This is a genomic window from Nocardia brasiliensis (genome assembly GCF_042691675.1).
GTDB classification, from domain to species: domain Bacteria; phylum Actinomycetota; class Actinomycetes; order Mycobacteriales; family Mycobacteriaceae; genus Nocardia; species Nocardia brasiliensis_D.
In genome coordinates this window covers 4,647,806-4,672,863 of sequence record NZ_CP170507.1, presented here as the reverse complement: position 1 = coordinate 4,672,863, position 25,058 = coordinate 4,647,806, and the positions used below count along the sequence as shown (strand labels likewise).

27 protein-coding genes are annotated in these 25,058 nt (G+C 66.3%); 14 read left to right on the top strand and 13 right to left on the bottom strand.

The window, feature by feature from the left end; genetic code table 11:
• Window positions 1-38 precede the first annotated feature (38 nt).
• Complete coding sequence (locus tag ACFK0J_RS21595; RefSeq protein ID WP_378729985.1) at window positions 39-188, bottom strand: hypothetical protein; 150 nt, start codon at window positions 186-188, stop codon at window positions 39-41.
• A 217-nt stretch (window positions 189-405) separates the two neighbouring features.
• On the opposite strand from ACFK0J_RS21595, the gene ACFK0J_RS21590 reads away from it, so the two are divergent.
• A complete protein-coding gene (locus ACFK0J_RS21590; RefSeq protein WP_378729983.1) occupies window positions 406-1,470 on the top strand; it encodes a flavin-containing monooxygenase in 1,065 nt (354 codons plus the stop codon).
• A gap of 31 nt (window positions 1,471-1,501) precedes the next feature.
• On the opposite strand, the gene ACFK0J_RS21585 is transcribed toward ACFK0J_RS21590, so the two are convergent.
• Window positions 1,502-2,533 (bottom strand): helix-turn-helix transcriptional regulator, encoded by a 1,032-nt coding sequence (locus ACFK0J_RS21585; protein WP_378729981.1) that lies wholly within the window; start codon window positions 2,531-2,533, stop codon window positions 1,502-1,504.
• A 378-nt stretch (window positions 2,534-2,911) separates the two neighbouring features.
• Complete coding sequence (locus ACFK0J_RS21580) at window positions 2,912-3,952, bottom strand: PQQ-dependent sugar dehydrogenase (protein ID WP_378729980.1); 1,041 nt, start codon at window positions 3,950-3,952, stop codon at window positions 2,912-2,914.
• 170 nt (window positions 3,953-4,122) lie between these two features.
• Between ACFK0J_RS21580 and pqqA the strand changes: the two genes are divergently transcribed.
• From pqqA to pqqB, 5 genes are read left to right on the top strand one after another with little or no spacing between them, the layout of a single operon-like run.
• Entirely contained in the window at window positions 4,123-4,239 is a 117-nt protein-coding gene (pqqA, locus tag ACFK0J_RS21575; RefSeq protein ID WP_378729978.1) for a pyrroloquinoline quinone precursor peptide PqqA, read from the top strand.
• Window positions 4,240-4,280: 41 nt separating this feature from the next.
• On the top strand, window positions 4,281-4,994 hold the full coding sequence (gene pqqC, locus ACFK0J_RS21570) for a pyrroloquinoline-quinone synthase PqqC (protein WP_378729976.1): 714 nt from the start codon (window positions 4,281-4,283) through the stop codon (window positions 4,992-4,994).
• Entirely contained in the window at window positions 4,994-5,254 is a 261-nt protein-coding gene (pqqD, locus tag ACFK0J_RS21565; RefSeq protein ID WP_378729974.1) for a pyrroloquinoline quinone biosynthesis peptide chaperone PqqD, read from the top strand. The genes pqqC and pqqD overlap by 1 nt, the downstream gene beginning before the upstream one ends.
• Window positions 5,247-6,332, top strand: coding sequence for a pyrroloquinoline quinone biosynthesis protein PqqE (pqqE, locus tag ACFK0J_RS21560; RefSeq protein WP_378729972.1), 1,086 nt, complete (start codon window positions 5,247-5,249; stop codon window positions 6,330-6,332). The genes pqqD and pqqE overlap by 8 nt, the downstream gene beginning before the upstream one ends.
• On the top strand, window positions 6,329-7,231 hold the full coding sequence (gene pqqB, locus ACFK0J_RS21555; protein WP_378729970.1) for a pyrroloquinoline quinone biosynthesis protein PqqB: 903 nt from the start codon (window positions 6,329-6,331) through the stop codon (window positions 7,229-7,231). Before pqqE ends, pqqB begins: the two co-directional genes overlap by 4 nt.
• Before the next feature lie 23 nt (window positions 7,232-7,254).
• Here the strand turns inward: pqqB and ACFK0J_RS21550 are convergent, their stop codons facing one another.
• The 4 genes from ACFK0J_RS21550 to ACFK0J_RS21535 form a co-directional block, all read right to left on the bottom strand.
• A complete protein-coding gene (locus ACFK0J_RS21550) occupies window positions 7,255-9,378 on the bottom strand; it encodes an acyltransferase family protein (RefSeq protein WP_378729968.1) in 2,124 nt (707 codons plus the stop codon).
• A gap of 49 nt (window positions 9,379-9,427) precedes the next feature.
• A complete protein-coding gene (locus ACFK0J_RS21545; RefSeq protein ID WP_378729966.1) occupies window positions 9,428-10,717 on the bottom strand; it encodes an SLC13 family permease in 1,290 nt (429 codons plus the stop codon).
• 28 nt (window positions 10,718-10,745) lie between these two features.
• Window positions 10,746-11,204, bottom strand: a complete 459-nt coding sequence (locus ACFK0J_RS21540) for a CBS domain-containing protein (protein ID WP_378729964.1) — start codon at window positions 11,202-11,204, stop codon at window positions 10,746-10,748.
• Between the two features lie 241 nt (window positions 11,205-11,445).
• Window positions 11,446-11,952, bottom strand: a complete 507-nt coding sequence (locus ACFK0J_RS21535) for a PepSY domain-containing protein (protein WP_378729962.1) — start codon at window positions 11,950-11,952, stop codon at window positions 11,446-11,448.
• 19 nt (window positions 11,953-11,971) lie between these two features.
• Here ACFK0J_RS21535 and ACFK0J_RS21530 point away from each other — a divergent pair, with 19 nt between their 5' ends.
• Complete coding sequence (locus ACFK0J_RS21530; protein ID WP_378729960.1) at window positions 11,972-12,103, top strand: hypothetical protein; 132 nt, start codon at window positions 11,972-11,974, stop codon at window positions 12,101-12,103.
• A gap of 210 nt (window positions 12,104-12,313) precedes the next feature.
• On the opposite strand, the gene ACFK0J_RS21525 is transcribed toward ACFK0J_RS21530, so the two are convergent.
• Both ACFK0J_RS21525 and ACFK0J_RS21520 read right to left on the bottom strand, forming a co-directional pair.
• A complete protein-coding gene (locus ACFK0J_RS21525) occupies window positions 12,314-12,742 on the bottom strand; it encodes an acyl-CoA thioesterase (RefSeq protein WP_378729958.1) in 429 nt (142 codons plus the stop codon).
• A gap of 69 nt (window positions 12,743-12,811) precedes the next feature.
• Window positions 12,812-14,611 carry an AMP-dependent synthetase/ligase gene (locus ACFK0J_RS21520; RefSeq protein ID WP_378729956.1) on the bottom strand — a complete coding sequence of 600 codons (1,800 nt, stop codon included), beginning with the start codon at window positions 14,609-14,611 and terminating at the stop codon, window positions 12,812-12,814.
• Window positions 14,612-14,752: 141 nt separating this feature from the next.
• On the opposite strand from ACFK0J_RS21520, the gene ACFK0J_RS21515 reads away from it, so the two are divergent.
• From ACFK0J_RS21515 to ACFK0J_RS21505, 3 genes are all read left to right on the top strand, one after another.
• Window positions 14,753-15,613: a helix-turn-helix transcriptional regulator gene (locus ACFK0J_RS21515; protein ID WP_378729954.1), complete on the top strand. Its 861-nt coding sequence runs from the start codon at window positions 14,753-14,755 to the stop codon at window positions 15,611-15,613.
• A gap of 153 nt (window positions 15,614-15,766) precedes the next feature.
• Complete coding sequence (locus ACFK0J_RS21510) at window positions 15,767-16,915, top strand: serine hydrolase domain-containing protein (RefSeq protein WP_378729952.1); 1,149 nt, start codon at window positions 15,767-15,769, stop codon at window positions 16,913-16,915.
• Between the two features lie 229 nt (window positions 16,916-17,144).
• On the top strand, window positions 17,145-17,363 hold the full coding sequence (locus tag ACFK0J_RS21505) for a hypothetical protein (protein ID WP_378729950.1): 219 nt from the start codon (window positions 17,145-17,147) through the stop codon (window positions 17,361-17,363).
• A 64-nt stretch (window positions 17,364-17,427) separates the two neighbouring features.
• Here ACFK0J_RS21505 and ACFK0J_RS21500 read toward each other — a convergent pair whose 3' ends face one another.
• Together ACFK0J_RS21500 and ACFK0J_RS21495 are read right to left on the bottom strand one after the other, a co-directional pair.
• Entirely contained in the window at window positions 17,428-18,474 is a 1,047-nt protein-coding gene (locus ACFK0J_RS21500) for a hypothetical protein (protein ID WP_378729948.1), read from the bottom strand.
• Window positions 18,475-18,543: 69 nt separating this feature from the next.
• Window positions 18,544-19,245, bottom strand: coding sequence for a putative immunity protein (locus ACFK0J_RS21495; RefSeq protein ID WP_378729947.1), 702 nt, complete (start codon window positions 19,243-19,245; stop codon window positions 18,544-18,546).
• Between the two features lie 128 nt (window positions 19,246-19,373).
• Here ACFK0J_RS21495 and ACFK0J_RS21490 point away from each other — a divergent pair, with 128 nt between their 5' ends.
• Together ACFK0J_RS21490 and ACFK0J_RS21485 are read left to right on the top strand one after the other, a co-directional pair.
• Window positions 19,374-20,243 (top strand): helix-turn-helix domain-containing protein, encoded by an 870-nt coding sequence (locus ACFK0J_RS21490; protein WP_378729946.1) that lies wholly within the window; start codon window positions 19,374-19,376, stop codon window positions 20,241-20,243.
• 73 nt (window positions 20,244-20,316) lie between these two features.
• Complete coding sequence (locus ACFK0J_RS21485) at window positions 20,317-21,435, top strand: serine hydrolase domain-containing protein (RefSeq protein WP_378729944.1); 1,119 nt, start codon at window positions 20,317-20,319, stop codon at window positions 21,433-21,435.
• Window positions 21,436-21,491: 56 nt separating this feature from the next.
• Here ACFK0J_RS21485 and ACFK0J_RS21480 read toward each other — a convergent pair whose 3' ends face one another.
• On the bottom strand, window positions 21,492-21,860 hold the full coding sequence (locus ACFK0J_RS21480) for a VOC family protein (protein WP_378729942.1): 369 nt from the start codon (window positions 21,858-21,860) through the stop codon (window positions 21,492-21,494).
• Window positions 21,860-22,258 (bottom strand): VOC family protein, encoded by a 399-nt coding sequence (locus ACFK0J_RS21475; protein WP_378729940.1) that lies wholly within the window; start codon window positions 22,256-22,258, stop codon window positions 21,860-21,862. The genes ACFK0J_RS21480 and ACFK0J_RS21475 overlap by 1 nt, the downstream gene beginning before the upstream one ends.
• Window positions 22,259-22,311: 53 nt before the next feature.
• On the opposite strand from ACFK0J_RS21475, the gene ACFK0J_RS21470 reads away from it, so the two are divergent.
• A complete protein-coding gene (locus ACFK0J_RS21470; protein ID WP_378729938.1) occupies window positions 22,312-23,076 on the top strand; it encodes a DUF1361 domain-containing protein in 765 nt (254 codons plus the stop codon).
• A gap of 84 nt (window positions 23,077-23,160) precedes the next feature.
• On the top strand, window positions 23,161-25,044 hold the full coding sequence (gene thrS / locus ACFK0J_RS21465) for a threonine--tRNA ligase (RefSeq protein ID WP_378729936.1): 1,884 nt from the start codon (window positions 23,161-23,163) through the stop codon (window positions 25,042-25,044).
• Window positions 25,045-25,058: the final 14 nt, after the last annotated feature.

Sequence of the window (25,058 nt, the reverse complement as noted above, 5' to 3'; positions counted from 1 at the left end):
AGATTACGCCTGAGTCGGCCGCAACGATCCGATGACCGTCACAGCAGCACGAGCGCGATGCTCAGGCATGCCATGACGATCACCCACACGGCGATCAGCAGACGACCGGATTTCGGATTGCCGAATCGCGGGTGGGTGTGGCGCGGACGAATGTGGCGGGCCGATAAGGCGGGATACGAAGTAGTCACAGTGCACTCTTTCCGTTGTCGGTAGGAGCCTGTCGTAATCCGGGTACCCACTGTGACGCGATTGCACCACCCCGCGACAGTGGCGCTGAACACTCGAACTGCCGTGCAGTAGAACGAAACTCGATTCGGTGGCGGCCGACCGGGCAAGCGGCCCGCCACAGCTTCGGGGACCGGATAATGCCTTGCCGTGCCGGTGCGATCAGATCAGACTCGGCGCATGCGAACGGCGATCGTGATCGGGGCGGGACAGTCCGGTATCGCCGCCGCTCGTGCGTTGCTCCTGCGGGGTTGGCAACCGGTGGTGCTCGAGGCCGGCAACGATACGGCCGGGTCTTGGCCGCAGTACTACGACAGTTTGCGGTTGTTCACCCCGGCCCACTTCAACGCGCTGGCGGGCTCGGCCTTTCCCGGCGATCCGGACCGGTATCCGACGCGCGACGAGATGGCCGACTACCTGCGTGCGGCTGCCGCCGGTACGGACTGCGCCATCCATACCGGTCAGCGGGTCAGCTCGGTGGAGTACGCGGCGGGGACCTATCGGGTGCGGACCGAGGCGGGTGGCGAGTTCACCAGCACCGCGGTCGTGGCCGCGAGCGGCAGCTTCACCAACCCGCATCGTCCCGAGTTACCCGCGCTGGCGGGATACACCGGTCGGGTGCTGCACGCTGGCGAATACCGCTGTCCGCGAGCATTTCTCGGGCAGCGGGTCGTCGTGGTCGGTGCGGGGAACTCCGCGGTGCAGATCGCGGTCGAACTGGCCCAGCACACTCGAACGAGTCTGGCGAGCCGATCCCCGGTCCGCTACGCCACCAACGAACCGGTACCCGCGCGCTCGCGTGTTTGGCGACTGCTGTCGCTCGCATCGCGAATACCGGTCGGGCCGCTGATCGATCACGCCACCGTTCCGGTCCTCGACATCGGCGGCTACCGCAGCGCGATCGAGGCCGGGCGTCCCGACCATCGTGGGCTGTTCGTGGGCGCGAGCCAGCGGACGCTGCACTGGCCCACCGGCGAACGTGAGCACGTCGACGCGGTCATCCTGGCCACCGGGTATCGGCCCGCGCCGGGTTACCTCCAGTCAACGGGCGTCCTCGACGCGGCGGGCTTTCCCCATCAGCGATTCGGGCTCTCGCGCACCCTTCCTGGACTGGGTTTCGTCGGCTTGGAATACCAGCGCACGATCCTGTCGGCCACCGTGCACGGCGTCAGCCGCGATGCCGGATACGTCGCGCGCCGACTGGGCTCGAGCGGGCCTGTCCCTCAGCAAGTCGCGCAGCGGTGAGGTCGGAACTGGGCAGCCGATCAAGCGGGGTTCAGGCGGTGATGCCTGCGATGAGTTGGTCGCGGCTGTTCACGCCGATCTTGCGGTAGATCGATTTGAAGTGGTCGTTCACGGTGTGCGGGGACAGTTGGAGACGGCGAGCGATCTGGTTGGCCGGCAGGCCGTCGAGGGCTTGTTCGACGATGGAGTGTTCTCGGGCGGTGAGGCCGTACCAGGTTGCGACGGCGGGTAGCAGGAGCGCCGTCGGCGCCGGTTGGATGGTGACGGCGATGTTCGCGGTGGGCGCGGTGTCGGCGGGTTGGGCGTGCACGGCGACCCAGCCGTTGGGCGTGGGTACGCGGCTCAATGCCGGTCCGGCCCGGCGTCGGGCCAGGTAGGTGATGTTCCAGATGATGCCGTGCAATTCACCGCCGTCGACTTGGGCGCAATGTCGAGTCAGCTCGGCCAGCCAGCCGTGCGCGGACGGTGTAGCCATGGTGATCGAATCGTTGGCGTCGACGAGGAGGACCCCGGGCGGGAGCTCGGTACGGGACGGTCGCAGTGCTTTCGCCCGGACGAACCGCTCGATCGCGGCGGCAACGGCAGGCACGAGACGCTGTGCGCACGTTTCCTCCGCGACCGAGAACGACCGACGGCCGAGTTCCCGAACCAGGACCAGCGCGCCCCAGACGATTCCCCGGGCGGTCAGCGCGATCCGCATCTCGCTGCAGAAGCCCTCGGAAACCATGACTTCGTGCACCCGGATGCTGTGCCGGGATTCGGCTGAGTCGACGCTGGTGACCCCGACCTGCGACGGGCCGGTCATCAACTGTGCGAACGGCTGAACATCCAGGCCGAAGGTGTCGGCTCGTTCGAGCAGGCGCGCGACCTCGGTGCGGTACCCGTGTTCCTTCGCGTGCAGACAGCCCGCTCCGGACAGTGGATCCAGCCCGACGAGCATGTAGCCGTCGTGGGGCACCACCCGGCTCAGGTGACGCGAGATCTCGGTACCCAATTCGGCGACGGTCAGCGCCTCCGCACCGACCTCGGGCAACGTGCGACACAACGACTCCACCCCGGTCACCGAACCAGTATTGCGCGAAACGCGGATGCGCCGTTGGCAATCCCTTGATCTGGGGATGTCGGTGGCCCGGTCGCCCGGCCGACGATCAAAACGGTCGAACGCGCAGAAAGCGGCGAAGTTCCAGAGCGCCTCGACCGGGGGAGTGATCGGGCGAACAGCGAGGAGTTGACATGGCAGGCAGCCGCGCGGGTGCCTACAAGAAGCTGGGTGGCGCCACGACGAGATCTGACGTGAGACATCGCGGTGACAAGGGACGATCCGATGACCGCGGAAACCGAGTTGCCGCAGCGGAACTGGCCAGGAGATGACCGTAAGCCGTGGTGCGGCGACCCATCGGCGGAGTAATCCACCGATGGGGTCGGTTGCGGGGGAGGCAGCTCAGCGTGCCGGGAAGCGAATGATCCGGTCGTCGCCGGTACGGACGTTGCCGCGGCCGTCGGTGTTGGACGTGGTGACCCACAGTGCACCGTCCGGAGCTACTTCCGCGGTGCGCAGTCGGCCGTACCGGTTGAGCAGCTTGGCTGCTGGTTGGCCGAGAGTGCCGTCGTCGCGCTGGGGAATCGTCCACAGTCGCTCGCCCCGCAATGCCGCGACGTACAGCGTGTTGGCGGTGATGGCGAGGCCGGACGGGGATGCCTCCCTGGTCGACCAGGTGACCAGCGGGTTGGTGAAGCGGCCGTTCTGGGTGTCACCCTTGCCTTCGACAATGGGCCAGCCGTAGTTGCGTTTCGGTTCGATCAGATTGACCTCGTCGTAGGTGTTCTGACCGAATTCGGTGGCGTAGAGGCGGCCTGTCCGATCCCATGCCAGGCCCTGCACATTGCGGTGGCCGAGGCTGTAGACCGGCGAATTGGCGGTGGGGTTGCCGGGCGCGGGCTTGCCGTCGGGGGTCAATCGGAGAATCTTGCCGTTGGGACTTGCCGGGTCCTGCGACCGGTTCGACTGCGCCGCGTCGCCGGTGCCGACATACAGCATGCCGTCGGGCCCGAATGCGATTCTGCCGCCATTGTGAATGTTGGCCTTCGCGATTCCTCGGAAAATCACCTCCGGCTGGCCGTCGAGCCGGAAGCGCACGATCCGGTTGTCGCTGCTACTGGTGAAATAGGCGTAGACGTAACCGTTTTCGGCGTACTTCGGCGATACCGCGACGCCGAGCAGTCCGCCTTCACCTCGTGCGACCACACCCGGCACGCGATATGCCTGCTCGGGTTTGGCGCCGGGTGCGACCCGCAAGATCACGCCGGTATCGCGCTGGGCCACCAGCGCACCACCATTCGGTAGGTAGGCCAGGCCCCACGGCACGTCTATGTCGCGCGCAACCTCTTCAGGGGCATTGAGGTCGGGCACGCCGGCCGCCGCGATCTGCTCCGCGAAGGAACTGGGTAGGGCGGTGAAAAATGTTGCTACTAAAGCGATCACAACCGTGCTGGCGTAGCGTACAGCACTTCGAAGTGTCGAAGTCATGCCCAAGTAGAACCACAACAGCATGGTCATCTCGACTGGCGAACAACTGGGGACAGCGGTGGCCGTGCGGAGTCTTACGCTCGTGAAGCCCCCTCCCAATCCGAGCAGCAATCGGAGGCATTCGCATGCAGATCATCGGAATGAATCGGACCACCGAAAAGGCCAAGAAGACCTGGCGCCGACCTGATTTCGTCTTCTTCGACACCGCATTCGAAGTCACCGCCTACGCGGGCCGCGGCTGACCCGCGACGGCGGCGAAAGATATACGCGGGTAGGACAATTCATGGCCTGTGACACCGAGACGCCTTGGAGCGCAGCCGAATTCCAGGAAGCGCTCCGGGCACTCGAGCCCAGGTATTGGGATCGGCACCCATTCCACGAGCGCCTGCACGACGGGCGGCTCGGCAAGGAGGAGCTGCGGTTGTGGGCGGCCAACCGCTGGTACTACCAGCGCAGCCTGCCGCAGAAGGACGCCGCGATCATCGCCAACTGCCCACTGCCGGAGGTGCGTCGTCAGTGGCTGCCGCGGATCGTGTACCACGACGGAGCGGACGGCTTCTCGGGTGGCGCGGAGAAGTGGCTGCGCTTAGCCGAGGCGGTCGGCCTCGGGCGGGCCGAGGTGGTTTCGGAACGTCTCGTCTTGCCCGGAGTCCGGTTCGCGGTGGACGCCTACCTCGATTTCGCTCGGCGTCGCCCGTGGCTGGAGGCGGCGGCGTCCGGGCTGACCGAGCTCTTCTCGCCGGACCTGTTGGCTTATCGGCTCGGCCGGATGCGGCAGCACTATCCGTGGATCGCGGAGGAGGGCTTCGCGTATTTCACCGCGCGCATCGATGTAGTGCAGGCCGAGGGCCGCTCACTACTGGATCTGGTGGTCCGGCACGCCACCACGGGTGAGCGACAGCGGGCCTGCGTCGCGGCACTCGCCTTCAAATGCGAGGTGCTACGCGCGATGCTGGATGCCCTCGACTATCACACGGGTGCGGGGAGGAGTGGCTGATGGCCGGGACGGTGCCGCGGTTACGCCCCGGCGTCCGGTTGGCCCGTGATCCGGCCCACGGCGAACTGGCGCTGCTACCCGAAGGAGTGGTCGTCCTCAACGACACGGCCGCCGCGGTGCTCGCACTGTGCGACGGCGCGTCGAGCATCGACACCATCGCGGCGCGGCTCGGCGAGACGTACGAAGGCGTCCGCGCCCAGGACATCGCCGAGCTGCTGGACCGGCTCGCCCAGCGACGGGTGGTGGCGCTAGGTGACTGAAACACCTGTCGAGGCACCGTTGGGAATGCTGATCGAGCTGACCCACCGCTGCCCGCTGCACTGCCCCTACTGCTCCAACCCCGTCGAACTCGTCTCGCGCGCAAGGGAACTGACCAGTGCGCAGTGGTTCGACGTGCTCACTCAGGCCCGCGAACTCGGGGTGGTGCAGATGCACTTGTCCGGCGGCGAGCCGCTGGCCCGTCCGGATCTGCCCGAGTTGGTCGCGCACGCCAGGCAATTGGGTGCCTACGTCAACCTGGTGACCAGCGGTGTCGGGCTGACCGCCGAGCGGGCTCGACTGCTCGCCGAACGCGGCGTCGACCACATTCAGCTCTCCGTGCAGGACGCGGATGCGCGGACCGCGGACCTGATCGCGGGGGCACGCGTGCATGCCGTCAAACTCCGCGCGGCCGAGGCGATTACGGCCGCAGGGTTGCCGCTCACCGTGAACGCCGTGCTGCATCGGACCAACATCGATCGGGTCGAGCAGATCATCGATCTCGCCGTCGGCCTCGGCGCGGACCGAGTCGAGCTGGCCAACACCCAGTACTACGGTTGGGGACTGCGCAACCGGGCCGCGCTGCTGCCCACCGCGGCCCAGCTCGACGCCGCACGGGAGGCCGTGCGGCGGGCCAGGGTGAAGTACGCGGACGGCCCCGAGTTGGTCTATGTGGTGGCGGATTACTTCGCCGACCGCCCGAAACCGTGCATGGACGGCTGGGGCAGGCTCCAGCTGACGGTCACGCCGGAGGGAAACGTCCTGCCCTGCCCGGCGGCATCGGCGATCACTACGCTGCCGGTAGCGAACGTGTTGCTTCGTCCGCTGGCCGAGATCTGGTATTCCTCAACCACTTTCAACGCCTATCGCGGCACCGCCTGGATGCGTGAACCGTGCCGCTCCTGCCCCGAGCGCTTCACCGACTTCGGTGGCTGCCGGTGCCAGGCATTCCAATTCACCGGTGACGCCGCGGCCACCGATCCGGTGTGCGGGCTCTCGCCGCATCGGCCGCTGGTGGACGCCGCGCTGACCGAGGCGGCGGAACCGACTTTTGCCATGCGGGCGCAGGCGGCTCCGTGAAGCTCATCCTGCTCGGTACCGCCGCCGGTGGTGGTTTCCCGCAATGGAATTGTGCCTGCGCACTCTGTCTCGGCGCCCGCCGCGGCGCATTGCCGCCGCGCAGCCAGGATTGCGTCGCCGTCAGCGGCAATTCGCGCGACTGGTGGCTGCTCAACGCCTCGCCGGACATTCGCGCGCAGCTGCTCGCCACGCCGGACCTGCGGCCCGGTCCAGGACCGCGGGACACTCCCGTGCGCGGTGTGCTGCTCACCGATGGCGAGGTGGACCACACGCTCGGCCTGACCACCATGCGCGGAGCCTGCGGTCTGACCGTCTACGCTCCGCCGCCGGTGCTGGGCGCGCTCGGCGCGGGCCTGCCGTTACGCGGCCTGCTCGACCGCTACGGACCGTGGACGTGGCGCGACAGCACCGTGTCCGGCGGCTTCGAACTGGCCGGTGGGCTCCGCGTCGTCGCGCAACCGGTGAGCGCCAAGGCGCCGAAGTACGTCACCGCGGCGGCGCGCGACGACTACTGGGTGACCGCCTTCCGGATCGAGGACCTGGCCACCGGCAGTGCGCTGGTGTACGCCCCTTGCCTGGCCAGTTGGCCGACCGGCCTGGACGAACTGCTGGGCTCGGCGGGCTGCGCACTGGTGGACGGCACCTTCTTCAGCGCGAAAGAGCTGGGCTCGGCCGTTCGATCACCGGATCCGGACGCGGGGCAATCGCTCATGGGTCATCTGCCCGTGGCCGGGCCCGGCGGCACGCTCGCCGCCCTTGCCCGCCACCCTGGACTTCGCCGAATCTATACCCACCTCAACAACACCAACCCGCTGCTCGATCCGTCGTCGAGCGCGCGTGCGCTGGTCGAGCAAGCAGGGGTGGAGATCCTGGCCGATGGCACCGAGTTCACCGTCTGAGGGAATCTGGGCGGTACTCGTCTTCACCACCACGGTGTGAGCGCACCGATCTGACGTCCGAGTTCGGGGGCGAGGGTGCGGGCGTAGCTGGCGGTGAGGTGGTGTTCATCGCGGTAGATGAGGACGTTGCCTTCGGCGACTCGGCAGCGGTCGGGACGGCACACGGCGTCGGACAGGTCGAGCGGAAAGACGTTGGGGTAGACCGCCGCTGGTTGTTCGGCGGGATTGTGTGGGTCGAGTGCGGTGGCCCGGTCGATACCGCAGCTCTCGGGACTTCCGCGCTGGGCAAGACAGTCCACGGCGCGGTAGAGCACACCGTCGCGGCGCAGTCGCGGGGTATCGCGCAGAGCGAGGACGTTGAGGCCGCGGTCGGACAGTGCGGTCCAGACATCGAGATATTCCGGCGGCACCTCGTCGCCGTCGTCGTGCCCGCGATTGCGGGTGGCGATGGTGAATACCCAGTCCGGACGTGATTCGGTGAGGCGGTCCAGGACTTGCACCGACCATTCCGAGCATTCCGGGAACGGCGTTTCGGCGTAGGAGGGTTGCTCGACCAGCGTCAGTGGGCAGCCCTCTTTGAGGAAGGTGACGATGCGGAAATTGTGTTCGCGGGCAAGGAGTTCGAACGCGGGGATCCAGTGCTCGGAATGGGAGCCGCCGACCAGTGCGATGGCGTGCGGAGCCGTCGGATCGCCGTAGGTGCAGCTGCGTATTTCCCGGTTCGGCGTGATGCAGCCGTCGGTCGTCGGCGGCGGTGAATCGGTCGGCCCCTCGAGGACGGTCGGCCGCATCGGTGCCGAGGGTGTGAAGGCTTGGTCGACAAGCGCCGCTGCCCCCGGGTATCGCACTGGATCGAGACCCCGCGGATGCTGTGGTGGACTGACTTTCAGCACGGCTTGCCAGCCGAGCGCCGACACCAGCACGCCGATCCCGAGAGTCATGACCACACCCGTAGCTCCGCGGTGCAGTCGCGGAGTCGGGACCGGCGCCGATGTCGAGCGCCGACGCAGCGGGGTTTCGATGCATCGCTGGGTGATCAACGCAAGGCCGAGCGAGAGGCCGAGGACCAGGAGGCCGCCACCGATGCCGGGCGTCGGTTTGCCGTACTCGGCCAGGTAGAAGATCAGGATCGGCCAATGCCAGAGGTAAAGGGCATATCCCAGCGCGCCGAGTTCGGTGAACACGCGGGTGCCGAGCAGGCGGTTGGTCCACGGCCGTTGCGGGGCCGGGGTGTTCATACCCGCCACGATCAACGCCACCGCCGCCACGACGGGGTACAACGCGGCCGGACCGGGGAAGCGGGTGGCGCCGTCGATCAGCAGTCCACAGGTGAGCACCCCGGCGAGTCCGAGGATCGCCAGCACCGTCCGCAACGGCTTCGCCACCGCGATCCACGGCGCGGCGACCGCGAGGGCCGCGCCGATCAGCAGTTCCCATGCCCGGGCGAAGCTGTCGTAGTAGGTCCACGTCTGGTGCTGGCCGGTTCCGTCGGCGGCGTACCAGAACGACACCGCCGTCAGTCCGGCCAGCACGGCGACCAGGCCGGGCCGGTGCAGCGCCCGGCGCCCGATGCGCTGCGAGATCCAGGCGGCGATCGCGAGCAGGACCAGCATCGCGAGATAGAACTGGCCTTGCACGGCCATCGACCACAGGTGTTGCAGCGGGCTGACCGAGGGATCGGGCGCGAGATAGTCCAGCTCGGCGTAGGCCAGATGCCAATTCTGGTAGTAGAACGCGGCGGCCAGGGTCTGGTCCGCGATGTCGGCCCACTGGGTATAGGGGCGCAGTATTACGGTCGCGACGGCGACGGTAGCGAGTACCACCACCAGTGCGGGCAACAGTCTGCGCGCGGTGCGCCGCACCACTTGCCAGCCATCCACTCCACCGATATCGGTGCGCCGCAACACCACTCCGGTGAAGAAGAACCCGGACAGCACCAGGAACACATCGACGCCGCCGGACACCCGGCCCATCCAGATGTGGAATACGACCACCAGCGCGATCGCGATGCCGCGCAACCCGTCCAGATCGTGGCGGTATTCCGAGACCGCCGGGAGCGGTGACTGTGCCGTGTCGTGCCGGTTCGGTGCGTCGAGCGCGCCGCGCATCTGTTGGTCGGCGACGGCGTCCGGTGTCGGCACAGGCATGCCCCTCTCACGATCGGCTGGTACGGCATAAGCGGGGAGTAGCGGTGTATCAGCTGAACACGAAATAGCGCAGCCACAGATACGGCGCGGCGACCGCGATGGTGATCACGGTGACCACCGCGCCTTTGCGGGTGAACTCCCAGAATGACACCGGAGTGCCGGCTCGCGCGGCGATTCCGAGCATCACGACGTTGGCGCTGGCGCCGACAGCGGTGAGATTGCCACCGAAGTCCGCGCCCAGCGTGAGCGACCACCACAGCGCGTCGGCGTGGACGGGGTTGTCGACGGTTTTGGTGAGATCGGCGACCAGCGGGCTCATCGTCGCCACATACGGGATGTTGTCGATGATGCCCGACAGCAACGCCGACACCACGAGGATCAGCATCACGGCGAGCAGTGCGTTTCCGTCGGTGGCGTCGGTGGCCCACTGCGCCATCGTCTTGACGACACCTGTTTTGACCAGGGCGCCGACCATGACGAACAGTCCGGCGAAGAACAGCAACGTCTCCCATTCGACGCCGGAGAGGTAGTCCTCGGACTCGGTACCGGAGATGAGGATCAGCACACCGGCGCCGAGCAGGGCGACGACGGCGGGATCGACGTGTAGTACCGGGTGTCCGATGAACCCGGTGAATACCGCGAACAGCACGACACCGCATTTGATCAGTAGTCGCGAATCCTGGATCGCTTCCCGCTCGTTGAGGGCCATCACATCGGCGACCCGCGCGGGGTCCGAATCGAACGAACCCCGGAACAGGATCGGCAGGATCAGCGTGAACACGATGAGCTCGACCACCACGATCGGTGCCATGTGCACGAGAAAGTCGTTGAACGTCAACCCACTTCGGCTGGCCACGATGATATTCGGCGGATCGCCGATCAGTGTTGCCGCGCCGCCGATGTTGGAGGCCAGTACCTCGGCGATGAGAAACGGCACCGGCCGGATCCCGAGCCGGTCGCACACCAGCAGGGTGACCGGCGCGATCAACAGCACCGTGGTGACATTGTCCAGGAACGCCGACGCGACCGCGGTGATCAGCGTAAGCAGGATCATGATCCGGACCGGAGATCCCTTGGCGCGCTTGGCCGCCCAGATCGCGGTGTATTCGAATACGCCGGTCTGGCGCAGTACCCCGACGATGATCATCATGCCGAACAGCAGCAGGATGACGTCCCAGTCGACGCCGGTGTCGTGGGAGAAGAATGCCTCACCGGAGTCGAGCACACCGGCGGCCAGGACGATCGCGGCGCCACCGAGGGCGGCTTTGGTCTTGTGAATCCGTTCGGTGGCGATCAACACGTACGCCACCACGAACGACGTCAGCGCGATCGCGGTCACCGGAGGCCGCCCGGGCGGCCGTCGCCGGTCACATGTCGGCGAGCGCCACCTGCAGCAGCCGCGACGCGGTGATCACGCCGACCATCTTCGTGCCGTCGACCACCGCGATCAGCGGCGATCGGCTGCGGGCCATCAACGCGGCGACCTCCACGACGGTGTCGTCCGCGCGAGCGACCGGCAATACCGACTTGGACTTCGACGCCGGTTCCGGCAGCAGCTCGCCAACGGTCTTGCCGCGCAACGCATCCGCGATGCGGTCGGCCACCGACTCGGACAGCACGCCCGCCAGCGAGGGATCGTCCTGCACATACCGCGGTACCAAGAACCGCACGACCTGCGACGCGGGCAGTACCGCCCGCGGTGCCGAGCTGCCGTCGGTGACCACGATGCCGGGGAGCCGATGCTCGGCCAGCAGCTTCGCCGCGGCCAGCGCTTCGGAATCCATCGTGACCGACGGGTAGTCCTCGGCTATCTGTTTTGCCTGCACAACAGAACGATACGGCTCCCGAGACCCCCGACGCCGCACATCCACCCTGGTAGACGTCGAATGCCCGTATAGACATTGTCAAGGACACGCGCAACCGCAAGGTGGGCTCCCTATGCCGGACGGCCCGACCCGCGGTCACGGGCCGGGTTGCCGACCAGACTTCCCGGCGCACCACCCGTAAAGATGCCGTAAAGGGCGCACCGAAGGCAAACCCGGTAGCTCGGCGCAGCGCGCCCCGCCGCTACCCGGCCGTTTTGAGTTGGCCGGAGTAAGCGTCTACCTGTACCTCGTAGTCTTCGTCACCGGTGCCGGGACCCTCGACATCGAACTCGTACTGTGCGGTGTTGTTCTTGCCCTCGATCTTCCACTTCTCGATACGGCCGGGACGGGCCTTCGAGGCGGTATCCATCGCCTGGTTCAACGGCACCGCGGCGGCGAGGTCGACGGCCTCCTTGGTGCGCTCGGTGCCCTGCTCGTCCGCATCCAAGGGTTCCTTCTTCTCGGCGACGATCGCGCCGGAGTCGGCGGAGACCTGTGCGGCATATTTCTCCGTATCCGACATCAGTTCGACCTTGTAGACGTAGATGTTCTGCGCGTTGACACCCTCGCGCTCCAGTTCGATTTTCGTCACCGTGCCGTCGAAGTTCTTCCGAGCGGTGCCGAGTGCGTCCTGAGCGCTCACCGGGAACGTATGGTGCGCGAGGTCGACCTGCGCGACGTTCGCACCGGTCGTCGCGGGGCTGTTCATCGTCGTTATCCCTGCGGTCGTGCTGGTCGTGCTCGTGTCCGCCGAGTCGTTGCCGCAGGACGCCGTTATTACCGCCGCCGCAACCACGAATGGCGTGATCATTGCCGCTCTCATCGCGTCTTCCTTTCCGTCCGAAATGGATTCAGCATGAACATGAGGTGCGTGTGCAGCCTACTTTCGGCACGCCGCAACAGCGTGGCTATGCCCGGCGCGCGTGTCGGTAAACCACAGGGCGAGCGCCACCAGCGCGGCAACGACCGCCAGCACGCTCGCAATCTGCGTGAGATTCGGCGCGAGGTCGTATCCGGAGCCCGGCGGGTGTTTGCTCCTGCCCGGTCGGCAACGGGCAGGAGCAAGTACCTCAGGCGAGGCCGAGTAGGCCGGGTTCGGTAGCACGTGCACGCAGCGCGGCTGCCGGATCGCTGACCAGACGCCGGGTGCGTAGGTCGAGCAGCCCGCTGACGCTGCTCACCTCGGCGACCAGTGTTCCGTCCGGCTTGCGCAGGACGTGTTCGACGCGGTGGGTTTTGCCGGTGCCCCAGATGAAGGCGCACGACACATCGACATCGTCATCGCCGCGCAATTCGCTGTGGTAGCGCAGGGTGGTTTCGAGATTTATCGGACCGAGGCCGTCGGCGAGCAGGCGGGCGGGGGACAGCCCGGCCGCCTTGGCGCAGGCGAAGCGGGACTGGTCGGCGTATTGCATGTAGACGGTGTGGGCGACGTGGTGCTGGGTGTCGAGTTCGTAGCTGCGGACCGCGAATCGGATGGTGAACGGTTCGGTGCTCATGGTGCCTCCTCGGCATGAGGTAGTCGGATTGGTTGGGGGACCGGTGAATTGGCGGGATTCGGCGGCGTGTCAGGCGGAGTACATGGCGTCGAATGTGTCGGCGTATTTGGCGTGCACGACCTGTCGTTTGAGCTTGCCGGTCGAGGTCAGTTCGCCGCTGTGCGCGGCCCACTGCGTCGACAGCAACGACCAGGCCTTGACCTGCTGGAATGGGGCGAGCCGGGCATTGGCCGCCGCCACCGCCGACTCGACCTCGGCCAATACCGCCGGGTGCTGGGCGAGCTCGGCCGGGTCCGCGCAGATGCCGCGGGCCGCCGCCCACGCCTGGGCCACCTCGCTTTCCAGGGTGAGCACGGCGACGAGGTTCGGGCGTCGGTCGCCGAAGACCAAGGCGTGTCCGATCAGTGGGTGTGCTGTCACCAGGTGCTCCACCAGCGCCGGTGCGATGTTCTTTCCATTGGCGGTGATGATGATCTCCTTCTTCCGGCCGACCAGGGACAGGAAGCCGTCGGCGTCGAATACGCCGATGTCTCCGGTATGTAGCCAGCCATCGGCGTCGATCAGTTCGGCTGTGGCCGTTGGCAATCCGAGATAACCGGGGGTGCACGCGGCACCCCGGACCTGGATCTCGCCGTCGGGGGCGAGGCGTAGTTCGATGCCGGGTAGTGGTCGGCCGACCGTGCCCAGTTTGAAGGCGACAGGGTTGTTTCCGGCGACCGCGCCGGTCATCTCGGTCATGCCGTAGACGTCGAGGATGAGAAGTCCCAAACCGGCGAAGAAACGAGATACCTCGCGCGGCAGCGGGGCACCGGCGCTCATCGTGTACAGCACCCGGTCCAGCCCGATCTGAGCGCGCAGTTCCGCGAGTACGGAGGCGTCGGCCGCCGCGAACTCGTCGGCTAGTTCCGGTGCGGGCGACTGGCCGTACTGGCGACTCTCCACATAGGCTCGCCCCGCTCGCATCGCGGTGGCGGCGGCTTCGGTCTCCAGGCTGAGCCTTGCCTGGATGGTGGCCATCATCTGTTCCCAGTCTCGGGGCACGCCGCGGAAGATGTGCGGACGAGCCTCCCGCAGTACCGCGGGCAATTGTGCGAGGTCGGCGCACAAGTGCGTGTGGGAGCCGCGCACCACCGGCATGTAGAGGTTGAACATTCGGGCGGAGACGGCTGTGAACGGGATGTGGCAAACCTCGGTGCCGCGTGCCGAGGAGGCGGCCGCTGACGAGACGGCCTCCTGATACAGCGCCATCCGATGAGTGATGATCACGCCCTTCGGGTTTCCCGTGGTTCCCGAGGTGTAGAGGATGGTGAGGGTGTCGTCGGGAGTGAGCGCCTGCCAGCGGTCATCGATCGCGGCGGTGAGCCGGTCCCGGCCTATTCGCAGTAACTCGTGCCAGCTGATGAACTGTTCTCCGGTGGGGCATGCCGTTTCGTCGACCACCACGATCTTGCGAAGTCCTGAAAGTTCGGACAGCACCGGCAGCCATCGGTCGAGCTGTTCCCGACCGTCCAGGACTGCGAATTTCGCGGCGCAATCGCGTGCGACATAGGCGATCTGGTCGGCGGCGAGGGTGTCGTGGACGGTGCTCGGGACCCCGCCCGCGTGCACCGTGCCGAGGTCGGCGATGACGTGTTCGGTGCGGATGCCCATGGCCAGGACCACCACGTCACCGCGCTCCATTCCCAACTCGGTCAACCCCGCGGCCAACTCGAGCACCCGCTGCCGGGTCTCGCCCCACGTCATGGTCGACCCGTTCTGGGTGAATGCCGGAAGTTCGGGATGGCGCCGGGCCGTGTCGGCCAGCGCCCGGCAGATCGTCCGGCCCGCGACCGACTGCTCGAACCGCGCCCGCTCTGTTGCCGCGCTCATGCTCGCGCCTCCGATATCGATTGATTCCGCAACCTCATGGATGAGCAGCCTGCGGAGGTCGGATCGCGGATACCAAGAGCCTCGCGACACTGGTGTTGGCAACACCTGGCAACCGGTTCCGGGATGGTGGATCATGGGCGCGTGCCTGTGACCGTGTCTTCCTCCCGTCGGACCGAGCTCGCCTCGTTTCTGCGCAGCCGCAGGGACCGCATCACGCCCGCCGACGTCGGTATGCCGCCGGGGTTGCGGCGCCGAACGCCGGGATTGCGGCGCGAGGAGGTCGCGCTGCTCTCCGGAATCGGTGTCACCTGGTACACGTGGCTGGAACAGGGGCGGCCGATCAACGTCAGCGGGCGAGTCCTCGACGCCATCGCCGACACCTTGCAGCTCAGCGGCCCAGAACGCGACCACCTCTACCACTTGGCCGACGTGCCGATCCCCGGGGTGGCAACCATCGCCGCCGGAATCACCCCCACCGTGCAGGCCATCCTCGACAGCATTTCCGGGTTCCCCGCCGCGGCGCTCAACAGTCGCTGGGATGTACTCGGCTGGAACACGCCGTGCGCGGCATTGTGGCCGAGGCTGACCGCGCCGGACAGCTCCCGCAACGTTCTGTGGGAACTGTTCGTCACGCCGGAGTGCTGTCGGCGGTTCGTGAATCGGGATACCGGCCTGCCGCACATGGTGGCTTCGTTCCGCGCAGCATTCGGCCAGCATCTGGATGACCCCGCGTGGACCGAACTGATCCGCCGACTTTCCGCTGCCAGCCCCGAGTTCGCCCAGCTGTGGGCCACCCACGACGTGGCCACGCCACCGAGCTCGATCATGACTTACCGCCATGCCGGAATCGGCGAACTCTCGTTCTCGCTCACCACCCTCGACCTCACCGCAACCCCCGAAACCCGCCTCACCATCTGGACCCCGGCCGATAACGAAAGCAAGCGCCGGATGGACTGGCTCTCGGCCCACCCGGACGCCCCCTCCGTCGACCACACGCACTAGACCGGTGCCCGGGGGAACATCCACAGAGGTTCTGCGCACCCGCTCCGAGGGCAACCAGGTGGACGCTGGCCCGGTCAGGGTGGTGCCAGCACGACCATTCTTTGGGGCGTCAGCAGGCTGCTTGCCGCACAGCGTTTTCCGTAGCTTGATGCCGTGAGGTTGAAACTTGGGGTGCTCGGGGTAGTGATTTTGGCGGCGACGGCTTGCGGTGTGGACGATCATCCGGCCGATACGCGGGAAGTGGGGCGGGAGCAGGTCACTGCTTCCTTGAATGATGCTGTGCGGCTGGGGTTTCCGGGTGCGCAGGCGGTGATCGACGATCGAGGTCACCGCTGGACCGTCGCGGCGGGCGCCGGTGATCTGGCCACCGGCGAGCCGTTCGCCGACGATGCCCGGGTCCGGATCGGTAGCAACACCAAGACATTCGTGGCGACGGTCATGCTGCAGCTGGTGGCCGAGGGCAAGGTCGAATTGGATGCGCCGGTGGAAGGGTATCTGCCGGGAGCGGTACAAGGTCCGGGTATCGACGGGAACCGGATCACGATCCGAAATCTGTTGCAGCACACCAGCGGGCTGCCCGAATACGCGGCGGAGTTCGGGGCGGTCCCCAAGCCGGGCCAAATCGGCTTCATGACAGAGCAGGTGCGGTGGCAGACCGCGGATATGGCCGAGATCCTGCGCAATGCCCTGACCGCGCCCGCCGATTTCGAGCCCGGCGCGAGATGGGAGTACTCCAACACCAATTACACCGTCGCCGGGATGGTGATCGAGAAGATCACCGGCGATTCGGTCGGCGCGGAGATCACTCACCGGATCATCGAGCCGCTCGGTTTGCGCGACACCTACTACCCGGCGCCTGACGAAATCGATATCCGCGGACCGCATCCCGTCGGTTACACCGAGATCGGCGGACAGCGGGTCGACTACACGAGCCAGAATGTGTCGGCGGCCGGTGCGGCGGGAGCGATGGTCGCTACCGGCGCGGATCTCAACCGGTTCTTCAGCGCGCTCCTGGGCGGAAAACTGATTCCGCCCGCGCAGTTGGCGGAAATGAAGAGTGTCAGGTCGATCGCCGAGAACAGCGCAGTGGCATACGGACTCGGGTTGATGCGGATCGCGATGCCTTGTGGAACAGAAGTCTGGGGGCATACCGGTGGCATACCGGGGTCACTCACCAATGTGGGTGTGGTTCCGGCTACCGGGCGGGCCGTGACCATCGCGCTCAACCAAGACTTTACCGACAAGGAGCGTTCCCCCGCTGGAATGAATGCACTCAGTGCCGCGGTCTGCCCGGTGCCCTAGGGTCCACGCCCAGGCGCGCATCTTGCTGTTGACAAGTTACATTCCACTGTGGAATGTTGTGGCAGTCGGCGGTTGCCGTCACCCTCCTGATCGAAAGAGTGGCCATGCCCACGATTCCCTGGACGACAGTCGCCACGCCCACTACACCCGAGGTCCAATGCATGGCGTCGCGTCTCGAGGTCAAGTCGTTGCGCAACGCGCCCGGCTTCCTGATCGCTTCGCTGAAGCTGTGGCGGCAGGCTTGTCGGTCGCCGACAAGGCAGCCATCTACGCCTACGCGGGCGGTGAACCGCATAAGTCCACGGTCGAGCGCAAGCGAAAGATCATGCGGGATGCAACTTTTGTCTTCTTCGATGCGCCCGTCGACGAATTGCCCATGTCCTGGGACGAGATTCGCCGACGGATCTCCGCTCAGCGTGATTCAGCACAGATGAAACACCAGTCATGACCGGCTTCGAAACCTGAGGCCAGAACCCACTCACCAGAAGGCGGGCACCCAGGACGAGGGCATGTCAGCCGGGGATCTGGTGGTAAAGCCGGGCGAGTTCTTCGGCCGTGGTGCGGGCGGGGCCGCACCCGTTGAGGGCGCGGATCGAGATGATCTCGGAGTATCCGGCGTCCGCGCGCCCGGTAGCCGCACCGGGTTCGACGGCAGGTGGCTGCGGAGCGGTCGAGAGGCTGATCTCGCAGGTTCCCGCGGCCAAATGATCCCCGGGAGTGGGGTCCTCCGTGGCGCGGAGCCCACCGATCTCGGTCTCCTTCCGGGTGCCCTTCGCCGTCATGTGTTCGGCGTCGGATTCGAACATGTAGCGGACAGTCTGCGCGGTGGAGCCGTCGTCGGGGTTGAGCAGAAATTCGCATTTCCACGGGTCCACATAGGGGTCGGCGTCCGGGGGCGTCAGGGCTGGGCGGTGCCCTTGTGCGATGGTGCCGAGTACGGAACACGGGTCGAGCGTGGCGAGGCGTGTGTTGATGTGTGCGCGTTGAGATGTCGCCCGTAGTGGGCGTTCGAGCCGGTGCGGAACAGTCGCCCTGGCGAGGTCCAGCGCCGTCGCGCACAGGTCGCCTTTCGGTTCGTCTGCCCTGGCGTCGGGATCGGCGTAAGCGCTCAAAACTATGTCCAAGCGGCCGTCGACGGGAATGCCCGCCCGGCAGAACTCTCCCGGCTTCGCGGAAGGGATGGTCCATGCCTTGACCTCCCCGACCTGGTGTGTCGCGTCCGCTGATCCCGATCGCATCATGGCGGCGCTGATCGAGCCGATACCCGGTACCGCGCTCGGGGATGCGAAGCGCACGGTGCACCAGCTGAAAATGGATTCCGCACCGATGTAGATCGGTGTCCCGATCCGGCGTATCGCGGCATCGTCGAGATAGCCGCATGGATCCAGTGTGCGCAGGGTGTCGCGGTAGGCGATCGTCGCTTTGTCCTCCGCCGACAGGAACTCCGGATACGCAGGTTGTTCAGCCTGCGTAGTCGGGTTCGGCTGGGTGGACGAACAGGACGACGCGGCGACTACAACCGAAAACAGAACCGCGGCAGCGGCGCTCACCTTCTTCACAGCGGCGGATCATACGGTCCTTTCGCCGGATTCGCCCGTTCTGGTAATCACAAACCGATCATCGGCGGATCATGCCGCTCCGGGACCACACCTCGGTCTCGGAGCGGCCGCATGATGGAGGAAGCTAGGACTCGGCGGCGGCTCTCCGGCGGACGGTGCGCTCGAGGATTCCGAGGGTGGCCTCGAGGGCGGACTCGGGGACCATGGGAAAGGTGCGGCCGTCGGCTGTCGCAAGGATGCGTCCAAATTCCGCATCAGCTCGCCCACCCGGCCGCGACCGCTCGGGGCGTTGGGGTAACGCGCCAGGACGCTCACCACGACGGGCCCGGCCGAATCCCTTGCTCTTTCGAGGTATTCGGCGCCGACGCCGGAGTCGTCGCCATCGTCGAGCTCGAATGCGCGAGCCGTATGGGCGGCCGGTCCCAGGATGTGCAAGACCTGAGTCGCTTTCGCCAGCGGATGCAGAAACGCCGCGCTGGCCGCGGCTACGGCCGCGCGCGCGGCATCGCTCGCCGCGGCCTGTCCGCTATCGCGTGCGTCCTGATGCGCCCGGTGCGCCGCCCACGCGCTGTCCCGGATCGCCTTGGTCCGCTTGCCTCCCGCCGCGAACGCCCGCGCGGCGTCGATCGCGTCTCGTGGCCGCTGATCGTTGGGACGTGCACGTTCGAAGATCTCCAGAGCGGGCTCCGCGCAGGCCACGGCATACCGCGTGATCTCGCGCAGCTCGGCAATGCTGAGTTCGATTTTCGGATCCCCGTCTGCCGCGTTCATAAAGTTAGACAGTATCGTTGGACAACCGGTTGGGACTTTCCGGCGAAAATGCCAGGGCAGCGCGACCAAACCTTCAAACTCTGGGATCTGTTGTTCTGGCCGGGTCGGTAGCTGGTTAGCCTGAACGGGTGGGAGCTGACTTCGGCCGCGAGCGTGATGCTGCGTGGGATTTCGCAGGTCCGGCCGGTGCCGCGCCGTTGGGTGCGGCGATCATCGGTTACCGCGATGTGGGTGGCACCGGGTTGGATCTTCGGGTTGCCGGGACCGCGGCGATCACCGTGGTGATCGGGTTCGGGGATCGGGAGCTGACCGTCGATGATGCTGTCGGGCGGCGGACCCTCGGCGGCTTCGTTGTCGGGCTTCCCATCGAGGCCATGCGTGTGCGTAGTGAGCGGGCAGAGTGCATCGAGGTTCGGTTGTCGCCGATCCAGGCGTATTCGCTATTGGGTGTTTCCCCAACGCATTTGGGTCGAGGTGTTGTCGACGTCGAGGACCTCTGGGGATCGCGGGTTCGGCGACTGCGTGCGGAACTTGCGTCCACCCGGACCTGGGACGAGCGTTTCGCATTGACGAAATCGTTTCTGGCACAATGCGACAGACCGTCGCGGACCCCTGACCCGGAGGTGATCGCCAGCTGGAATCGCATCCTCACCTCCCGGGGCCAGGTGAGGATCGGTGAGCTCGCCGAATCCCTCGGCTGGAGCCATAAGCGGCTGTGGGCGCGGTTCGAGTCCCAGATCGGCCTGACGCCGAAACGCGCGGCGATGCTGGTCCGATTCCGGCACGCGGTCGACGGTCTGCTGGCGGGGCGGCCCGCTGCCGATGTCGCGGTTGACTGCGGGTACACCGATCAGGCTCATCTGTGTCGAGATGTGTCGATATTCGCGGACCACACGCCGGGGGCACTGACGGCGCACTATCTGCCCGCCATCGCCTGGCACCGGTACCGGGCCTGGGGAAGATTTTTCCAATACCGGGTGGGACCGGTCGGTCGATAGTGGTGTTCGCCTCGGGGGCGGTCGGTGACCGCGACCCGAACACCACCCATCGACAGCGAGAGGACACATGTCCGTGACCAACACCCTCGACCCCGCGAAACTACAGACCGCCCTGGAGGCCGTCCACCGCGCGGGCATGCCGGGACTTTTCGCCGAGGTGCGCGACGACGACCAAAACTGGCGTGGCGCAGCCGGAGTCGCCGATGTCGCCAACGGCCGCCCCATCACGGCAGATATGCGGCATCGCGTCGGCAGCCTCACCAAGACGTTCACCGCCGCCGCTGTGCTACAGCAGGTCGACAACGGTGAAATAGGGCTCGACACCCCGATCGGCCACTACCTGCCACGTCTGGTTCCCGGCGAACGAGGTGCGGCGATCACGGTTCGGATGTTGATCAACCACACCAGCGGCCTCGCCGAATACCTCCCGCATGCCTACCCGTCCCTCGCGGCCTTCCCGGCCGTGGCGAGAACGACGCCGGACAGCCTGGACGATCATCGGTTCACCCGGTTCGACCCGACCGAGCTGATCGAGATGGGCGTCTCGGCACCCGCCACCGCGGCTCCCGGTGGCGCACCAGGAATGTACTCGAACACGAATTACCTTCTCCTGTGCCAACTCCTGGAGTTGGTAGCCGGTACTTCAGCGGAGAAATGCATCACCCGCGACGTCATCGAGCGCGCCGGGCTGCGCGACACCGAGCTACCGGACGGACCGTATATCAATGGACCGCACTCCCTGCACTACGAGGCATGGTTCGGCATGATCGAGCCGCCGCGCGACTACAGCGTCTTCGACATGTCATGGGTGGGGCCGGCGGCTTCGCTGATCTCGACCGTCGCGGACCTGAACCGCTTCTTCGGTCTGCTGCTGGCCGGCGAAATCATCAGCCGCTCGGCGCTGGCGCAGATGCAGCGCACCGTTCCGGTCATCTCCTTCGAGGGAAAGACCCTCGACTACGGTCTCGGCCTGCAGAAGATGACGGTGCCCGGTCGCGGAACCTACTGGGGCCATGAGGGTTCCGTCTGGGGCGGCGGCGCGATGTCGATGATCAGTGCTGACGGTAAACGGCAAATGTCTGTCGCGGTGAACCTGCAGCGATGGAGCCGACTCGGCTCCGCGCAGCAGCCGCAGCCCCATCCGATCGACGACGCGCTTCGGGCGCTCACCCAGCTGGCGCTGGGTGGTTGATACACCGCAACGTGGCCCGCCGGAGGTCAGGCGGGCCACGTATCGCTTCGAAGTGGTTACTGCTGCAGGACGGACAGGACGTTGCCCGCGGGGTCGGTGAACCAGGCGATCAGGGGACCGCCGCCACGGTGGATGCCTTTCTCGTCCTGTTCGGCGAACTCGTAGCGTTCGAAACGCACATCGCGTTCGGTGAGTTCGTCGACGGTCGCCTCGATGTCGGCGACCGGGAAATTCAAGATGGTGAAGGACGCGGGGGTGTGATCCCGTTTCGGATACACCAGAACTGTGCCCCCGCCGCCGAGGTGCAGGTTGAGCATCCCGTTCTCCGATGAGACCCGGATACCCAAGGTCTCGGCATAGAACTTCTCGGCTGCCTCGATGTCGTCTACCGAGAATCCACTGAATGCGTTGCTGTCAGCGAGCATCACTTGTCCCCTTCGGTCATGGCAGCGCGATGCTGCGGGCTCAGCTGTACGAGTTGGATGTAATTTCCATCGGGGTCGATCGCGGTGGCGAACAGACTTCCGTCGCGATCGTCGAGCTCGGCCAGCCACTGCCCGCCGAGGTCATCGATGCGAGCGGCGACCGCCCGGGCATCGTCCACATCGACGTTCAGGATCATCCGGCCCGGCTCCGGGTTGGTGGTTCCGATGTCATCGCGGCTGTCGATCATCACGTAGAAGCCGCCGAAGTCCAGCACATCGTAGCCGGGCTCGCCGGGCGTGTGATCAACCTTCAGCGCGAATGCCGATGCGTACCAGTCGCGCAGACGGGCGGGCTCGGTGCTGGACAACAACAGACTGCCGATCGTGGGTGTAGTCATGTAGGTAAGACGCCACGTGCCCAACAAACTCATCGGTGCTGTGGAGATCGTGTGTGGGATCTGTAGTGATGTGGTGGGCTTCGGGCTGGGCGGGCTGGTGGGGCATGTTCGGTCGGCATGATGGCGAGATGGATGTACTCGATCGGGTGGGACCGGGCCTGTTGGATGTGGTTCGGCGAGACTTCATGTGGCTGAGTTGGAACACGGTGTTGGCCTGGGTGCCGGTGGTGTTGGCGCTGTTGGTATTTCGGATGCGCCGTAGTGATCGAAGGGTGTCGCGCTCGCCGGTGTGGTGGGCGGGGGTCGCGTTGTTCGTGCTGTTCCTGCCCAATGCGCCGTACGTGGTCACCGATCTGGTTCATCTGCGTGACGACATTCGATTCGTCGGTGATGGTCCGGTGGTCACCACCGTGCTGCCTGTCTACGTGGCCTTCATCGTGTCCGGCTTCCTCGCCTACTACCTCGCGCTGGCCGAACTCGGGCGCTACCTCGACCATGTCGGGCTGACCCGATGGCGCACGCCGGTCACCCTCGGCCTCCACTTGCTCTGTGCTGTGGGCGTTTTCCTCGGCCGCTGGACCCGCCTCAACAGTTGGGAGCCGGTGGTCCAACCGCGCGGGACCTTCGAGCGCATGCTGCTCGCGCTGACGTGGTCGTGGGCACCGGTGCTCATCGCGGCGATGTTCCTGACTACGGCCGTCGGACATTTCGTGACGAGAGCTGTGGTCGAAGCGGCGGTGGCCGGTGTTCGTAGTATCGTGGCGAACATGAAGCGCGCTGCTGTGACGACGACGCCGGACGATGTCCCGGCGCGCTGATTGATGTTCTGATCCGAAGCCCCGGGCAAGTGCCCGGGGCTTTTGTCTTGTGGTCGCTTGCCCTCTGTCTGCGAGGGAGACGTTGTGTACGACCATCGGAAACTGGGCCGTGAACTCGGCCTGTTCGACACCGACCCGCTTATCGGTGCGGGACTGCCGTATTGGCTGCCCGACGGGGCGACCGTGCGGCACACCCTGGAGGAGTACATCCGCACCGCGGAGCGGCGGGCGGGCTACCAGCACGTGTACTCACCGGTGCTTGGCAAACGTCAGCTCTATGAGATCTCCGGGCATTGGTCGCATTATCGCGACGACATGTTCCCGCCGATGGATTCGGGCGGCGAACAGGTAGTGCTGCGGCCGAGCCTGTGTCCGCACCACGCGGTGATATTCCGCTCCCGCTCGCACAGCTACCGCGAGCTGCCGCTGCGGATGGCCGAGCTGGGCGGGATGTATCGCTCCGAACTCTCCGGTGTGCTCGGCGGATTGACCAGGGTGCGGGCGATTCAACTCAACGACGCACACATCTTCTGCACCATGGACCAGGTCACCGCGGAGGCGCAGGCCGCATTGCAGCTGATCCGCCGCGCGTATGGCGCGCTCGGCATCAGCCCGACCCGCTATCGGTTGTCATTGCCGGGGTCGAGCGGGAAATATGTTGCGGCTCCGGAGATGTGGCAGCGCGCGACCGCCCTGCTGACCGAGGCCATGGACCGCTCCGGCCTGCCGTACGAGGCCGCCGAGGGGGAGGCCGCCTTCTACGGTCCGAAAATCGACGTGCAGTTCACCGACAAGAACGGTCATGAATTCACCCTGTCCACCGTCCAGGTCGACTTCCATCAGCCCGAGCGGTTCGACCTGCACTATGTCGGTGCCGATGGCGCGAAGCACCGGCCGGTCATGGTGCACCGCAGCATTGTCGGCAGTGTGGAACGCGCCGTTGCCCATCTGATCGAACAGCACGGCGGTGCGTTCCCCGCTTGGCTCGCGCCCACCCAAGTCGCGATACTCCCGCTCTCCGAGGCTGAATCCCCCGATGCCGCAGCATTATTCGAGCGATGCGTGGACCTCGGCCTGCGAGCGGAAATAGTTGGACCGGACAGGGGCAGTTTGGGTGCCCGCATTCGCGGAGTCCGACTCGTGCCTTACCAAGCCATCATCGGCCCGAAAGAATCAGCCAACGGCCACATTGCAGTACGACTGCGAGACCGACGTCGGATGGACCCGCAGCCCGTGGACGATGTCCTCACCCGCATCGGCGTCTCACAGCCTCGAGCTCTGGGACTGAGTCCGAATCCTGCGGATGCGGCGGCCCCGCGCTACAATCTGGGCGAACGCCCAATGCGGTCGTACAGTGCGATCGCCCAAGAAGGAGGTGCCATGTCGCGAACCGCGGTGGAGCGAGGTCGCGAGGCGCGCGAGAAGCTGCTGGCCGCCGCGGCAGAGCTCATTCCCGAGCTCGGCTGGGGTGCGGTCAGTACCCGAACGATCGCTGCTCGCGCGGGCGTCACCGTCGGCGTGGTGCACTACCATTTCCCGTCCGTGCAAGCGCTGCTGCGCCAGGCGGTGACCGGGGTGCTGCGCGATCTGCTCGACGTAGCAAAACCCCTTGTGGCGCAGGCCGAGTCACCGGAGGCGGTGATCGCGGCGATGCTCGGCCCGCTGACCGAGACCGACGCGGACGATCCCGCATCGCTGTTGTTCATCGAGGCATGTCTGGCCTCGGCGCGCGACGAGGAGCTACGCGCGCAACTCGCCGCCACGGCCGCCGAGTTCCGCGACATCATCACCCGCTGGCTCGACCAGGCGGGCCACCCGTACACCGACGACACCGCGTCGGTGCTCGCGGCGGCCATGGACGGTGTACTGCTGCACCGGCTACTGAACCCGCGCCTCCAACCGGCCGCCGCGGTGCCGGTGCTGGCCAGGCTGATCGACGGACCGTCCGCGAGCGCGGCCGATGCCTGAACGGGAACGTCCGG